General features: G+C 53.0%; 14 protein-coding genes. 7 read left to right on the forward strand and 7 right to left on the reverse strand.

All coding sequences use genetic code 11. From position 1 onward, the window contains the following. Window positions 1-9: 9 nt before the first annotated feature. The 4 genes from nudC to ACW44H_RS10120 all read right to left on the reverse strand — a co-directional run bounded on the left by nudC (window position 10) and on the right by ACW44H_RS10120 (window position 2,879). A complete protein-coding gene (gene nudC / locus ACW44H_RS10105; RefSeq protein WP_113270664.1) occupies window positions 10-789 on the reverse strand; it encodes an NAD(+) diphosphatase in 780 nt (259 codons plus the stop codon). Then, window positions 782-1,519 carry a DNA polymerase III subunit epsilon gene (dnaQ, locus tag ACW44H_RS10110; RefSeq protein ID WP_457504336.1) on the reverse strand — a complete coding sequence of 246 codons (738 nt, stop codon included), beginning with the start codon at window positions 1,517-1,519 and terminating at the stop codon, window positions 782-784. Before dnaQ ends, nudC begins: the two co-directional genes overlap by 8 nt. After that, window positions 1,519-1,989, reverse strand: a complete 471-nt coding sequence (gene rnhA, locus ACW44H_RS10115; RefSeq protein ID WP_113270665.1) for a ribonuclease HI — start codon at window positions 1,987-1,989, stop codon at window positions 1,519-1,521. Before rnhA ends, dnaQ begins: the two co-directional genes overlap by 1 nt. Before the next feature lie 77 nt (window positions 1,990-2,066). Next, window positions 2,067-2,879, reverse strand: coding sequence for a class I SAM-dependent methyltransferase (locus ACW44H_RS10120; RefSeq protein ID WP_457504338.1), 813 nt, complete (start codon window positions 2,877-2,879; stop codon window positions 2,067-2,069). A gap of 156 nt (window positions 2,880-3,035) precedes the next feature. On the opposite strand from ACW44H_RS10120, the gene gloB reads away from it, so the two are divergent. From gloB to ACW44H_RS10150, 6 genes are all read left to right on the forward strand, one after another. Beyond that, complete coding sequence (gene gloB, locus ACW44H_RS10125) at window positions 3,036-3,803, forward strand: hydroxyacylglutathione hydrolase (protein WP_113270667.1); 768 nt, start codon at window positions 3,036-3,038, stop codon at window positions 3,801-3,803. A 30-nt stretch (window positions 3,804-3,833) separates the two neighbouring features. Beyond that, window positions 3,834-5,036 (forward strand): transglycosylase SLT domain-containing protein, encoded by a 1,203-nt coding sequence (locus tag ACW44H_RS10130; protein WP_457504339.1) that lies wholly within the window; start codon window positions 3,834-3,836, stop codon window positions 5,034-5,036. A gap of 89 nt (window positions 5,037-5,125) precedes the next feature. After that, window positions 5,126-7,060: an extracellular solute-binding protein gene (locus ACW44H_RS10135; protein ID WP_457504340.1), complete on the forward strand. Its 1,935-nt coding sequence runs from the start codon at window positions 5,126-5,128 to the stop codon at window positions 7,058-7,060. Window positions 7,061-7,136: 76 nt separating this feature from the next. Beyond that, window positions 7,137-8,210, forward strand: a complete 1,074-nt coding sequence (locus ACW44H_RS10140; protein ID WP_113270670.1) for a microcin C ABC transporter permease YejB — start codon at window positions 7,137-7,139, stop codon at window positions 8,208-8,210. 2 nt (window positions 8,211-8,212) lie between these two features. Then, window positions 8,213-9,289, forward strand: a complete 1,077-nt coding sequence (locus ACW44H_RS10145) for an ABC transporter permease (RefSeq protein ID WP_457504342.1) — start codon at window positions 8,213-8,215, stop codon at window positions 9,287-9,289. After that, window positions 9,282-10,865, forward strand: a complete 1,584-nt coding sequence (locus ACW44H_RS10150; protein WP_457504343.1) for an ABC transporter ATP-binding protein — start codon at window positions 9,282-9,284, stop codon at window positions 10,863-10,865. The genes ACW44H_RS10145 and ACW44H_RS10150 overlap by 8 nt, the downstream gene beginning before the upstream one ends. A 150-nt stretch (window positions 10,866-11,015) precedes the next feature. On the opposite strand, the gene ACW44H_RS10155 is transcribed toward ACW44H_RS10150, so the two are convergent. Continuing rightward, entirely contained in the window at window positions 11,016-11,720 is a 705-nt protein-coding gene (locus ACW44H_RS10155; protein ID WP_113270734.1) for a pseudouridine synthase, read from the reverse strand. Window positions 11,721-11,722: 2 nt separating this feature from the next. Then, entirely contained in the window at window positions 11,723-12,535 is an 813-nt protein-coding gene (locus ACW44H_RS10160; protein WP_457504344.1) for an amidohydrolase, read from the reverse strand. Window positions 12,536-12,607: 72 nt separating this feature from the next. Between ACW44H_RS10160 and rarD the strand changes: the two genes are divergently transcribed. Further along, complete coding sequence (gene rarD, locus ACW44H_RS10165) at window positions 12,608-13,516, forward strand: EamA family transporter RarD (RefSeq protein WP_457504345.1); 909 nt, start codon at window positions 12,608-12,610, stop codon at window positions 13,514-13,516. Here rarD and ACW44H_RS10170 read toward each other — a convergent pair. After that, window positions 13,487-15,166 (reverse strand): methyl-accepting chemotaxis protein, encoded by a 1,680-nt coding sequence (locus tag ACW44H_RS10170; protein WP_457504347.1) that lies wholly within the window; start codon window positions 15,164-15,166, stop codon window positions 13,487-13,489. The two genes, rarD and ACW44H_RS10170, sit on opposite strands and share 30 nt — an antisense overlap. Window positions 15,167-15,403 lie beyond the last annotated feature (237 nt).

The raw sequence follows: 15,403 nt of genomic DNA on the forward strand, positions 1-15,403 counted from the left end.
CAGCGCCGCTTAGCGCCAGCGTGCCAAATGGGTTTCGATCAGCTCGCGTGATATCGAGTAAGGCGGTGGTAGAGATGGCAGTTGTCGAGGTGAAAACCACGCCGCATCACTAATCTCTACCCCATCGATGCGAATACGCCGAGTGGTTGCCTCGGCGAAATAGCCAAACATCAGCGAATGGGGGAATGGCCATGCCTGGCTCTGGTGGTAACGCAACTGGTCAATATGTACGCCCACTTCCTCGAACACTTCACGGTGGACGGCCTCTTCCGCCGACTCCCCCGGCTCGATAAAACCCGCCAGGGTGGAGTAACGTCCCGGTGGAAAGCGCGGGCTACGCGCCAACAGCATTGCCTCTCCACTGGTTACCAGCGTAATAATGCACGGCGAAATACGCGGATAGTTGCGATGACCGCAGGCGTTACAATGCATAGCGAATTCTGCGGTAAGCTTGGTGGCTGGTGTGCCACAACGACCGCAGAAACGGTGGTTCTCTAACCAGGCACCGACCTGCAACGCCGTAGAGAGCAAACTAAACCAAGCGGTGGAAAGTTCACTCATCCACTGGCGGCCATCAATCCAACCACTTTCAGCCTGTGGTTCAACCAGCAGTGCGACCGGCTCATCATGCCAATAACACAGCGGCTGCATCTGCTCGGTCCATGGCTGATAAGGCAGCAGCGGTGTTAGCTCTTCGCTGCCGCTCAACGGGGCGGGCGCCAACAAGCTTCGCGACAGGCGAATAACACGCCCCGCCTGCTCATGATGAGGGATTTCTCGCCTAAGCATCGCTTGCTGCACCTTCAAACCATTTCAACTGATGTGCTTCACACTTGGCTTTATGAGCCACCTGCTCAGCTTCAGTGGGACGCACGACACGTAACTGACCAGGCGTAAGCGCCAAACGTTGAATTGAGAGTCCTTCGGTGGAAGTATCGGCCTGTTCTTGCTCAGCCGCAGAGGCCGCATCCAAGGTCAGCGCTGTTTGCCCCCCCGTCATCGCCAAATAAACTTCAGCGAGAATTTCAGAGTCTAATAGAGCGCCGTGCAATACGCGGTGGCCGTTATCGATATCGTAACGTTTGCACAATGCATCAAGGCTGTTGCGTTGACCGGGGTGCATAGCCCTGGCCATAGTGAGTGTATCTAATACAGCACAGTGGTCACGTACCGGCCCCAAAACGGGCGCTTTGCGCTGCTGATTGAGCATACCCAGTTCGTGATCTATAAAACCCACATCGAACGGGGCGTTATGAATCACTAACTCAGCGCCTTCAATGAAAGCCCAAAACTCGTCGGCTATTTTTGCGAACACTGGCTCGTTAGCGACTCTAGCATCGTCAATCCCGTGAACAGCGACTACTTCAGCGTCGATATGGCGCTCAGGATTGATGTACTGATGGTAGGTGCGGCCAGTGAAACGACGGTTAACCATCTCGATCGCGCCAATTTCAACCAGGCGATGGCCATCTTTCGGGTCGATACCCGTGGTTTCAGTATCTAAGATTACCTGGCGCATCATGCCCTCCTCTTTTGATGCTCATCGATGGCTTCGTTGGCCAGTAAGTCGGCGCGCTCGTTTCCTGGATGCCCGCTGTGCCCTTTAACCCAGTGCCATTCAATTTTATGGCGCTGGGCCTCTTCGTGCAGCGTTTTCCAGAGTTCAGCGTTTTTTACTGGTTGCTTGGCGGCAGTTTTCCAACCACGTTTTAACCAGTTATGAATCCACTGAGTAATACCCTGGCGCACATACTGCGAATCGGTCCATAGCGCCACTTCACAAGGGGTATTAAGGGTGCGCAACGCCATGATAGCGGCCATCAATTCCATGCGATTATTCGTGGTTTCTGCCTCATAGCCCTTCAGGGTTTTCTCGTGCTGACCGCTCGCCAACACCACACCCCACCCACCGGGGCCAGGATTACCCCGACAAGCCCCATCGGTATACACCGTTACACGGGGTAAAGGTCCGTCAGCCTCATTCGTCAATCTCTTGATCCTTTAGTTTATGAACCATTGTTTTATAAATCATTACTTTATAAACCATTGCTTTATGCATATTTGCTTTAAGAGTCTTCGCTTAATGTTTTTTCTGACTGCGGGTGAGCTAAAGGCGTTTGCGTTTGGCAGTGAGCCGATGAGCCTGAACGGGTAACACCCAACGAAGCAGGAGATGCGGGCACTTCTAAGCCAAACTTTAAACGTTGAACAGGCGCCTGTCGCTGCCGCCTATAGGCTTGGATCATATAACTTTCCCCTAGAGGCAGGTTATGCCTACGCCCCAATGACTCCCAATATTCACCACATTTAGCATTTGTCCGTCCACGAAAACAGCAATAGTCTACGCGTTCCACCTCAAAGTCGACAAACGCCAACCAGTCCCTCAAGCGGCTAACAGAGCGCCATGTGCCATTCCAAGGGAACTGCTGCTGACGTTGACGCCACTGGCGTACAACCCCCCCTAAACCGATAGGGTTAAAACCAAACAGTACCAAAATGCCATTATCAGCGGTTACCCGTGCGGCCTCTTGAAGAGTGAAATGAGCATCGTTTAAATGCTCAAGCCAGTGGTGAATAACCATCACATCCAAGCAATGATCCGGCAGCGCTAGCTGATCCGGTGGACATATTAAGGTGCTATCGGTGCAGGCTAACTGGCGCGTAGGTGACCAGCGTATGGGATGGGAAATTGCCGACATGGTCATTAATGCCGGTCCCATGCTTATTTCCAAGCTATGACCGCCCGCCCGCGCTTCTACCACGGGGCCTAAGCAGGCACGTTGTGTTTCCCACAGCGATCGCCCCGCCTCTGTTTGCCAATAAGGCTGGCTATTGGTTAAGCGCTTAGCGAGTATCGTGGCCGTCGTCGAATTTGACATGAACAGCGCTTCCCTCCACAGTAACGGCTTTTCAACGCTTTATTTTCACCGATTAAGCGTCAATATAAGCGCAATGTTTAGCGTGTTTACGCATTTTGCTCACTAGCTACTTGTTGTTTTCGTACCCTGTTTATTGAATTTTAAAGGATCTCGCCGATGATGAGCGTGACACCGATCCCTGCCCTTAGCGACAACTATATTTGGCTATTAAGACAAGATACCAGTCAAAGCGTTTGCGTGGTGGATCCCGGTGAAGCGGCCCCCGTAATCGAATTTCTTGAGCGTGAGTCGCTGACCCTGGAAAGCATTCTGATTACGCACCACCATCACGATCATACCGGTGGGTTAGCGGAATTAATCAAACGCTATTCCCCTTATGTCATCGGGCCCGCCAATCCAAAGATAGAAGGCATCGATGAAACAGTGGGTGATGGCGATCAGGTCCGTATTATGGGCCGCCTGTTTGACGTTATGGCGACACCTGGCCATACGTTGGACCATATTAGCTATTTTACAGCGGGAATTCCGGCGCTTCTGTTTTGTGGCGACACACTGTTTTGTGCGGGTTGCGGTCGATTATTTGAAGGCACGCCAGAACAAATGTTTACCGCGCTGAAAAAATTTGCGGAACTCCCTGAAGATACATTGGTCTTTGCAGCACATGAATATACTCAGGCAAACCTCGCGTTTGCCCGTGCTGCGGACCCAGAAAATGAAGACGTTAAACACGCCTTGCAGGAGTGTGAAAAGGCGCGGGCGTTGGATCGCCCCACCTTACCCAGCACAATAGGACGCGAGCTGAAAATTAATCCCTACCTTCGCGTGGGTACAGATAGCGTGCGTCAGGCGGCAGGTACACAGGGCGTTAATGATAATGATCTCGCTACGTTTACCACTCTGCGCGAGTGGAAAAACCGTTTTTAAGAACGCTATCGAAACCAAACGAATGCAACTATGACCTATCGAACGATTCGCCAGCGCTTGATGCTGAGCGCTGGCAGTAGCGTAATTATGGGCCTAATGTTAGCCGCTGCGGCAAGCTCTCAAGCCTCTGCCCAGACGTATGGGGCATCACCTGGTTCCACTACCTCGTCGTCCACTACACCGCTTTACCCCTCTCCTTTCCAAACCCATTTTTGGGAATCTCTTGAGTTAGAACCTCAAGACGCCTGGACGACGCTGCGTACAAGCTTTCAGTGGCAAGAAAAAACATTGCCAGTGGAAGCTCAAGCGCGAGTTGACAAGTGGATTGAGCACTACCGTTCAAGCCCCGAGAACATTGCTACCATTACTGAACGCGCGACCCCGTGGCTTGCCTGGATTACCCAGCAAGTAAGTGAGCGTGGCCTGCCTGGCGAAGTCGCCTTAATTCCTTTTGTCGAAAGCTCTTTCGACCCAGGTGCGCGAAGCCACCGCGGCGCTGCCGGCTTATGGCAGTTTATGCCGGGCACAGGTGATGCATTGGGGCTGGTACGCAACGGTAACTACGATGGTCGCCTTGATGTAGTGACCTCCACTGGCGCCGCGTTGGACTATTTGGAAATGCAGGCTGACCAGTGGTATGAAGGCGACCTCATGCTTTCCTTAGCCGCCTACAATGCAGGGGCTGGTACTGTCAATCGCGCACAACGTCAGGCCCAGGGCCAAGGGTTAAACGGTGACTACTGGGACCTCTCGCTACCCTATGAAACCATGCAGTACGTACCCAAGCTAAAAGCCATCGCGACAATCATCAATAACCCTGATCAGTACGGGGTTAACTTGCCCGAAATAAATATCGACCCGGCCTTTGCGAAAGTTCAGTTGGCCCAAGCAGTTAGCCTATCAGAAGCTTCACAGTTGCTGGATGTCAGCAAAGCGGCGCTGGTTGAACTGAATCCTGGGTTGCTAAATGGTAGTATCGATCCGCGCAGTGCCCAGACACTGCTGGTGCCTGAGCAAGTTGATACACAAGTGCTAGCGCAACTGTCACAAGGCAATCGCCAAACGCTTGCGCAGAATAACAGCGCAGACACCCACCGCGTTGAAAGAGGTGATAGCCTCTCCGCGATTGCAGCTCGTTATAATATCGATCAACAGGATCTAATACGCTGGAATGCGATTGACCGTCCTAGCGCAATACAGCCGGGCCAACTTTTGACCCTTTCGGGGCGTTGAGAACTGCTGGCACTTTCAGCCATTGAAGCAGTGTTTATACAATTTTTTGTTCATTAATTAGATGGCTTTGTTCACATGGGATGTCACCAATGTCGCGTGGTCTGTTTGTTGCGAAAGCGCTTCTACTCATTGGCAGCTTGCTAGTATATGTACCCATACTGGCTGCAGAGGTAACGACTAACAGTGGTTTGCCAAACAGTACGTCCAGCAACAACGTTGTGGGTGATTTAAATACCGACGCTCACAACGTAGTGCCTGTTGAGACAGTTCACGGGCTCTCACTTTACGATACCCCAGAGCTACCTGAAGACTTCCCCTATTTCCCTCATGTAAACCCCCAAGCTCCCAAAGGCGGCTCCATTACTCATACCGCCGTGGGTGGCAGCTATGACTCAACTAACCCGTTTATTATTCGCGGCACGCCAGCCACCGGTATTTCGCAGATTTATGACACCTTAATGGCCAGTAATCCCAATGAGCCATTCAGCCTCTACGGGTTGCTTGCGGAGGGAGTGCGCCTAGACCCTGACCGCCAATGGATCGAGTTCGACTTGCGTCCTGAAGCACGTTTTCAAGATGGTGAACCCGTCACCGCTTATGACGTCGTGTTTTCACTTGACCTACTGCGCGAAGAAGGCAACCCTTTTTATGCCAGCTACTACGCTGGCGTAGATGAAGCTATTGCACTCAATGAACATCAAGTCCGCTTTACCTTTAACGACACAGAGTCACGGGAGCTGCCGTTAATTGTTACGCAATTGCCGATACTCCCGCGCCACTACTGGGAACCTCGTGACTTCACCTCACCCACGCTAGTAGCCCATCCGGGCTCCGGACCTTACCGGATCAGCGAAGTAGACCCAGGACGACGAATCGTTTATCAACGCGATGAGAATTATTGGGGGAAAAATTTACCGGTCAATGTAGGCCGCTACAATATTGATCGCGTTATTTATGATTACTATCGTGACCGCGATATTGCCTGGGAAGCGTTTAAAGCTGGCCTAACGGATTTTCGTACTGACGCCCGCGCCGCGACCTGGGCGATTGGCTATGATTTTCCCGCGTATGAAGAGGGCTTAGTGAAGCGCTTAACGGTACCCGATGTAAACCCTTCCATGATGCAGGCATTTGTCTTCAACTTGCGTAAAGAGAAGTTCCAGGACCCACGAGTACGCGAAGCGTTAAGTCTTACCTTCGACTTCCCCTGGCTAAATACCAATATTTTTTACGATACTTACCAACGCACTGATAGCTTTTTTCAAAACTCAGAAATGGAAGCCACGGGGCTACCTTCAGAGGAAGAGTTGGCGCTGCTTGAGCCATTTAGAGATGAATTAGTTGCCTCCCACGGTTCTGATCGGCTGTTCACCGAGCCACTGCCCATTGACCAGCCCACCAACCTGCGCGAGCGGCTGCGCAAGGCGCTGGATCTTCTGCGCGAAGCGGGTTATCGCGTTGAGGACGGCATACTGGTTAATCAACAAACCGGCCAGCCGCTAAGCCTAGAGGTACTGCTTTACGACTCGGGTCTTGAACGTGTAGTTCAGCCGATGTTACGCAACATGGCCCGGCTGGGGGTACAGACATCGCTGCGTATCGTTGATATCAACCAGTATTTAAACCGACAGCGAAATTATGACTATGACATAGTGATTAGTCATTTCCCTCAATCGAATAATCCAGGAAATGAGCAGCGCGACTTCTGGACCAGTGCCGCTGCCGAGGCGCCGCAAAGCCGTAATCGCATGTCACTCGCCCACCCAGCGGTTGATGCATTGGTCGAAGAGATCATCAGTGCCGGTGACCGCGAAGAACTGGATACTGCGACGCGCGCGCTGGATCGGGTGTTGCGCTGGGGATTTTATGTCATCCCCCACTACCACTCTGGGGAAACGCGTATTGCTATCTGGGATAAATTTGGTTACCCCGAGCCCTTTCCAGAGTACGCCATGGATCTGGATGCATGGTGGGTCGATACCGAACGCGAAGCTGAGCTGCAGCGCCGTCTTCGACGCCGCTAAATCTGCTCTATTTCACTGGCTTAATCGCAACGGTTTATTCTCAACGGCTTAAACCACAAGAACTATGGAGTGCTCTGTGGCACGCTATACCCTACGCCGATTGCTGCTCATGATTCCTACCCTATTCGGGATCATGCTACTCAATTTCATTATTGTTCAAGCGGCGCCTGGCGGGCCGATTGATCAGATGTTAGCGCGTTTTGAAGGCGCCGATGCCATGGCCAGCACCCGCTTGGATATGGGGGGCGCCGACGTTCAGGTCAGTGATGATTCGCGTGGAGCCCGAGGTGTCGATCCGCGCTTTATCGAACAGTTGGAACAGCAGTTTGGCTTTGATAAGCCTGCACACGAGCGCTTCATCGGCATGATGGCTGACTATCTAACTCTCGATTTCGGCACCAGTTTTTTTCGTGACCGCCCGGTAACTGAATTAATGATTGAGCGGTTGCCCGTTTCTATTTCGCTTGGCTTATGGACCACGCTTCTGGTCTATTTAATCTCGATCCCGTTAGGTATCAAGAAAGCGCTGCGCCACGGCTCTCGCTTTGACGTCTGGTCGTCGGGGTTAGTCATCGTTGGCTACGCCATTCCTGGCTTTTTGTTTGCGATTTTGCTGATCGTGCTATTTGCCGGGGGAACCTACTGGGATCTGTTCCCACTTCGCGGCTTAACGTCGCCTGACTTCGATCAGCTTTCGAGCTGGGGCAAGGTCAAGGACTACTTCTGGCATATCACGCTGCCGGTCATCGCCGCCGCGATTGGCAGCTTTGCAACACTCACCATGCTGACCAAAAACAGCTTTCTTGATGAGATTCACAAGCAGTATGTCATTACCGCTCGCGCCAAAGGCGCCGACGAGCGGCGCGTGCTCTATGGCCATGTGTTCCGTAACGCCATGCTGATTATCATCGCTGGCCTGCCTGCCGCCATGATCGGTATTTTCTTTACCGGCGCGCTGTTGATAGAAGTTATCTTCTCCCTCGATGGGCTGGGTCTACTCGGCTTTGAGGCGGTCATGCAGCGGGATTATCCGGTGATATTCGGCACCCTCTTCCTGTATACCGTGATCGGCTTAATCCTCAAACTTATTTCCGATTTGACCTATGTGTGGGTTGACCCACGTATCGACTTTTCGACCCGGGAGTCTTGATAATGGTCTCTCTTTCCTCCCGTTTATCGCCTATTACTCGCCGTCGACTGGCAGCCTTTAAAGCCAACCGACGGGCTCGCGTCTCACTTTGGCTATTTGCCACGCTGTTTATCGTCAGCCTATTTGCCGAACTGATCGCCAACGATAAGCCCATCATCATGCAGTACGACGGTCAATGGTACATCCCGATGCTGGTGGATTACCCCGAAACTGAGTTCGATGGTTTTCTACCTACGCGTACCGATTATCTGGACCCCTTTATTCAGCAGCAGATCAAAGAGCACGGCTGGGCACTCTGGCCCGCCATTCCGTTTTCATACCAAACATTGGATATGAACATGACGCGCCCTTCGCCAGCGCCACCGGATAGCCGCCATTGGCTGGGCACCGATGACCAGGGACGGGATGTGTTAGCACGGGTGATTTATGGGTTTCGCCTCTCGGTCGCTTTTGCGCTAGTGCTCACTGCTGGATCGTTGGTGATCGGAGTCGTAGTCGGCGGTATACAGGGTTACTTCGGCGGTAAGATTGATCTGATCGGCCAACGGATTACCGAAATCTGGTCGGGTCTGCCGGTACTGTTCCTGCTAATTATTTTAGCCAGCTTTGTTCAGCCAGGCTTTTGGTGGCTGCTAGGCATTATGCTGCTCTTCTCCTGGCTTGGCCTAGTCGATATCGTGCGCGCCGAATTCCTGCGCGCGCGCAACCTTGAGTATGTGCGTGCCGCCAAAGCGATGGGCTTGCCCTCGCGCCTGATCATGTGGCGCCACGTGCTGCCTAACGCGATGGTCGCGACGCTGACGTTTATTCCGTTTCTGTTTACCGGCGCTATTGGCACCCTGACCGCGCTGGACTTCCTCGGTTTCGGCCTGCCTCCCGGCGCCCCCTCACTGGGTGAGCTTGCGGCACAAGGTAAAAACAATCTTCATGCCCCTTGGCTGGGCATCACGGCGTTTATGACCCTGGCGATCATGCTTTCGCTGTTAGTGTTCATTGGCGAAGGGCTGCGCGATGCCTTTGACCCCCGCCACGTGCAACAGCGCCAAGCAGACCCTGCCCAGGAGGCCCAGCATGCCTGAACCGCTTTTGCACATTGAAAACCTGAACGTCTCCTTTGATGGTACCCCAGTGGTGCACTCACTCTCACTCACCCTCCATGCAGGTGAAACCCTGGCGATCGTTGGTGAGTCGGGCTCGGGCAAATCAGTATCCGCGTTGGGCATGGTCAACCTGCTGCCCAGCAATGCTTCTATTCAAGGCGAACGCTGGCTGGGAGATACCAATCTGGCGAGCTTAACCCAGGCCCAGTGGAACGGGATACGCGGCAACAGGGTTGGGTTTATTTTTCAAGAACCAATGACCTCGCTCAACCCGCTCCATCGAGTTGGTAAGCAGATCGGTGAGGCATTGCGCTTACATCAGGGTTTGCGCGGCCAAGCCGCCCGTCAACGCAGCAAGGCCCTGCTTGAGCAGGTAAAACTGCCGCGTGCAGACGAGCTACTTAATGCCTGGCCCCATCAGCTATCGGGTGGGCAGCGCCAACGGGTGATGATTGCCATGGCGATTGCCAACAACCCGTCACTGCTTATTGCCGATGAACCCACCACCGCGCTGGACGTCACGGTACAGCAAGAGATTCTCGCCCTGCTGCGTGAACTACGCGATCACCATGGCATGGGTATGCTGTTTATCAGCCATGATTTAAACCTGGTACGTCGGCATGCCGATCGCATTTGTGTCATGTATCAGGGCCGAATTCAGGAAATCGGCCCAGTGGAGCAGGTCTTTCAGAACCCGCAAAGCGATTACACTAAAGCGCTGCTTGCCGCCGAACCGGAGGGCAGGCCTCAGGCGATCGAACAAGCGCCGCCGTTGTTAACGGCCCGCCAGTTAAGTGTAAGCTTCAAGCGCCCCAAGACCGGCTTGTTCAAGCGCCAACCGCCCGCCTTTGTGGCGGTTCACCCCACCGATTTTCATATCGCACCTGGGGAAACGCTTGGTATTGTGGGTGAATCCGGGTCTGGAAAAACCACGCTGGCCTCGGCCGTCATGCGACTGGTTAGCAGCCAAGGCGATATCACCCTGGGCAGTGACACGTTAAGCAACCTAAAAGGCGATGATTTACGTCGCCAGCGACACCGTTTGCAGATGGTGTTTCAGGACCCCTACGGCGCCCTTTCACCACGTATGCCGGTATTCGATATTGTCAGCGAGGGGCTGCGCTTTCATTATCCGCACCTAACGAATGACGAAGTCATCCAGCGGGTCAATCAAACGTTACACGAAGTCGGTTTACCCGAGAGCTGCGCTGCGCGCTACCCGCATGAGTTTTCCGGCGGTCAGCGCCAGCGTATAGCCGTGGCCAGGGCGATCATTCTAGAGCCAGAGCTACTGGTACTTGATGAACCCACTTCAGCGTTAGACCGTACAGTGCAGAAGCAGCTTGTTACTCTGCTACGTGACCTTCAGGCCCGCAGGCAACTGAGCTATCTGTTCATTAGCCATGATTTAGCCGTTATTCGCGCCATGGCACATCGCATTATGGTGCTCAAAGATGGCGAAGTGGTCGAACAAGGCGCCTGCCTGGATGTGCTTTCTGCGCCCAAACACGCTTATACCCAAGCGCTGATTTCCGCTGCACACCTGACTCACTGACTCGGACTCATTAGCTCTGATTTACTAACTTTATTAAGCCACGATACTGGATATTGTTGCTGACAAAACTAAGATAACGGTATAAATGTTCTGAAAAAACAAAGCCGCTTACCTTTTGGGAAGCGGCTAATAAAGAACTTAGGCTAGGACTCAGAAAAGCGCGATTTCGTCGGCAGTCAGCTCGCGCCACTCGCCGGGGGCCAGGTTTTCATCCAGCGCTAACTCACCGATGGAGCTGCGGTGCAATGAGTTCACGTGATTACCTAAGGCGGCAAACATACGCTTCACTTGGTGGTAGCGCCCTTCGGTAATCGTCAGCTCCGCCTGGGTAGGCGACAGCAGCCGCAGCGTGGCAGGCTGTGTCGGAGTCTCCTCCCCATCCAACATCAGGCCATCGGCCACTTGGCCAATCGCCCACTCTGCCGATGCGCCTTCCATCGGCTCCGCAAGTTCAGCGATATAAACCTTGGCGCAGCGGTGGCGTGGTGACGTAACGCGATGCGACCACTGTCCGTCATCGGTTAACAGCAACAGTCCTGTGGTATCCACATCTAAACGCCCTACCGGCTGTAGTCGATCGGCTTTCGGCAGGTCGATAAGATCAATCGCCCGCTGGTAGAGCCCGCGGCGAGCGTTGCATTCAACGTCAACAGGCTTATGCAGCATAATGTAGCGCAACCCTACCAACGCCAACCGTTCGCCGTTGAGAACGACCACATCATTATCAGTATCGATTTGGGTCGCCGACTGCTTGATCGGCTCTCCATTGAGAGTAACTTCGCCGTTTTTTAGCGCTCGCTTAGCGAGGCTGCGGGTTAACGGTGAGGTTTCACTTAGAAAGCGATCAAGGCGCATCATTAACCCACTCCTGGCAATAGCTTAAAATGGTCGGCATCTTGCCAGGCAGGAAATTTTTCACGAAAAGCATCAAGGGCAGTTTTATCCAGCGTGCCCGTTTCTATAAACGGGGTATGGGCAGGTTGATCAATCAGCGGTTCGCCTTTGAAGTCGACCAATAAGGAGTCACCGCTATAGGCAAGTCCTTTGGCATCCTCTCCAACGCGGTTAACACCAATCACATAGCTTAGGTTTTCTACCGCGCGAGCTTGCAACAACGTGCGCCAAGGGTGGCGCCGCGGTGCTGGCCAATTGGCGATACATAGCAGCGCATCATACTCGAAATGCTCACCTTCTGCTGGCTGCTGACGCATCCACACTGGGAAACGCAGATCATAGCAAACACTCAGCAGCAGCTTAATGCCGTTAAGCTCAACAATTTTGCGCTCGCTGCCCATTCCGTAGCGCTCGTGCTCACCGGCCATACGGAATAGATGGCGCTTATCGTAGTGGGTTAACTCCCCCTCTGGTGTCGCCCAGATCAAGCGGTTGTAGAACTCTCCGTTTTCTTCGATCGCCACACTGCCGGTCATCACGCAGTTACGCGCCTTCGCCTGGGCCAGCAGCCAAGCGACGCTTTGGCTCTCTGCCATCGGCTGAGCCATTTCACGGGAATTCATGGTAAAACCAGTGGCAAACATTTCTGGCAATACAATGAGATCCGTATCGCGGCTGTCCAACTCACCCAGCAACTGCTCAAGATGAGCGTGATTGGCCGACGGATCCTCCCAGCGCAGATCGCACTGCACTAGAGTGCTTCTGAGTTGACTCATTTAACACCTCCATTTCGTCAGTCTCATGGCAACGTTTATGCTAGATTAGCATCTTTAAATAATGAGGCTGCTATGCTTCCTACTCCAACACGCGATCCTGAAGCAGTCAAAGGCGTTATGTTTGGGCTTACCGCCTATACCATGTGGGGGTGTTTCCCCCTCTTTTTCGCGTTGTTTGACGGCGTTCCCGCTTTTGAAATATTAATTCACCGTATTATCTGGGCGTGCCTTTTTTTAGTGGGTTTAATCACCCTGTTGCGCCGTTGGTCACCGGTTGTGGCGGCGCTGGGCGAGCCCAAGCGGCTTGGCCGGGTGTTGGCCTGTGCGCTATTAATTGCCTTTAACTGGGGACTGTATATTTATGCGGTGGAGTCTAAACAGGTATTACAGGCAAGTTTGGGTTACTTCTTAACCCCGTTGGTAAACGTTGCGCTCGGCATGCTCGTTCTTCGCGAAGTGATGGCAAAGCTTCAATTGGTAGCGCTAGGTTTGGCCAGTATCGCCATTGCCGCTCAGTTTGTAATGCTGGGCGAACTGCCCTGGATTAGTTTATTGCTAGCACTTAGTTTCGGCAGTTATGGCCTATTTCGTAAGCAGGTGCCGTTAGACGGCTTATCAGGGCTATTTGTGGAAACACTGCTCTTACTGCCTCTCGCTCTAATCGCCTTAACCTGGCTAAGCTGGAATAACAGCTCACAATTTTTACAAAGCGCATCAACCACTAGCCTGCTCATCGCCAGTGGCGCTTTGACGGCGTTACCTCTGATGGCCTTTGCAGGCGCCGCCCGCCGGTTGCGTTTGGCGACCTTGGGTTTTTTGATGTACATCAATCCCAGTATTCAGTTTCTGATTGCGTTAACCGTATTCGGCGAGCCCTTGGGGGTTATCCAGCTGGCAACCTTTGTACTTATCTGGAGCGGGCTCGCGCTCTACTCTTGGTCAACGTGGCAGTCACGCCCCCGCTACACGACGGCTAGTTAATGCAAGCGGTGGTAATGTATTCGCATTAGTCTCAACAACGGCGGCTGATTTCAGTTTAGGCGCCGAGGTAGTATCCCGTTCGGGCTGGTAACCAACACGAAAGCCACCCCAATGCTTACCCAGTACATATACGGGCACAGAAAGATCGTGCATGATTTCGCCGGTATCGCGTTTATAGGTTTGCAATAACAGCGGTTTTTCGTGAGCGCCACAGCGGCTGCCGGTTGGGTCATCGAAAATCCGTTTGCTACGGCAAAATTTCAAGTCGTGCTCATACTCACCGATAGGCGCCCGGCTCACCGCCTGGTTATGCGTCGGCACATAGCCTTTACGATCACAGGCAATGGCGTAACTTAACCCCAGTTGTTTCAGCAACGGCTCCTGCAAATTAGGCAAATGTTTGTCAGTGAAGGTATCGAACCCGGTTTTATAGAGCGGTGGCTGGGTACCTGGTATCTGCTCATAATGGGGCTGGAATAGCTTGGTTTCTGAAAGCTCACCGCTGGCAATAGCTTTTTCCAGCAACTTGCTCAACCTGTCTGCGGTTGACCGCGCGGCACGGAATACCTGCTGGTGACGTCCCTCCAAATGCTGCTGGGCAAGTTCGCCATCAACCCCTTCAGCCGCTTCCATTAGCGCCCTAGCCTGCCCGGCCAAATCATGCATATTACGGTTGCCTTCATCAACGTCATCTTCCAACTGGCTGAGACTGTCCGCCACAGTTTGACTATGTTGACGGGTATTCTGCATGGCATCGGCGACGCGTGTTATTTCACTTTGTACTTGGTCAAACTCCTGGGTCATCGTACCCAGGCTGCTGCCTACCCGCTGCAACCCCTTGGAACGCTCGCTGATACGGGACATTAAATGTCCCATGGTATCGGCCACCGACTGACCGCTCTCATGCATGTCCTTCACCAACTCATCAACGCTCTGCGTCGCTGTAGAGGTTTTTAGCGCCAGGTTGCGCACTTCACCTGCAACAACCGCAAATCCTCGGCCATGCTCACCTGCGCGCGCCGCTTCAATTGACGCATTGAGCGATAGCAAGTGCGTCTGCTCAGCGATGTCTTCAATCATTGAGGTGACGCTACGCACGCGTTCAATTTTATCGTTCAACGCGGTCAACATATCCAGCGCTTGGTTGGAGCGCTCGGCCACATCGGTCATATCCTGAATGATATCGTCCAGTTCGGCATGGTTATGATGGCTGGCTTCCCGTGCGCTTTCTGCGAGCGCAGCTACCTGACTGGCACTGGCACTGACCTGCATAATCGCGGCATTAATGGCGGTCATACTCGATGCTGCCTCGCGGGCCATGGTTTCTTGATGGGTCAGGCGCTGATCCATCAGATCGGCATAGTGGGAGACTTCGGCAGAGGCAATCGCGGTGCTGCTGGCCCGATTCATCAAACGGTAGGCCATGGCGCGTAATGAGCGATAATCCCGCAGTGGTTTTACTCCGCGGTTACGCTGTTCTAACTGGCGTTGATCGGCGCGGTAGACGCCCTCCAGCGCAGATAGTAAAAAAGCCCCCCCTGCTAATAAGGCAAAAAGAAGCGCTAGGTAACCCCAAATGCCGCCTTGAGCGGCAAGCCCTATTGACAGCGCCATGAGTAGCACTGGTACCAACAATCGCAGTAAGCGCATGAGCAGTACTCTTTTATTAACGTTATTGAGTATCCAACACCCTACATAAGGAGTTTTAACTCTCCTTTGTGCCTAAGCTTACCGGGTTACGCTAATGAAAGAAGTAACACTTTGGGGGGAGAGAAAAAGCTTATAATCGTTTAGCTTTCGTTGGGTTGCTGAAGAACAAATGAATATAAGCACTGACACTAAATGAAATATCCCTTACCCTCTTTTATCTGCTACCTCCAAACTACC

The organism is Vreelandella sulfidaeris Esulfide1 (assembly GCF_054072535.1).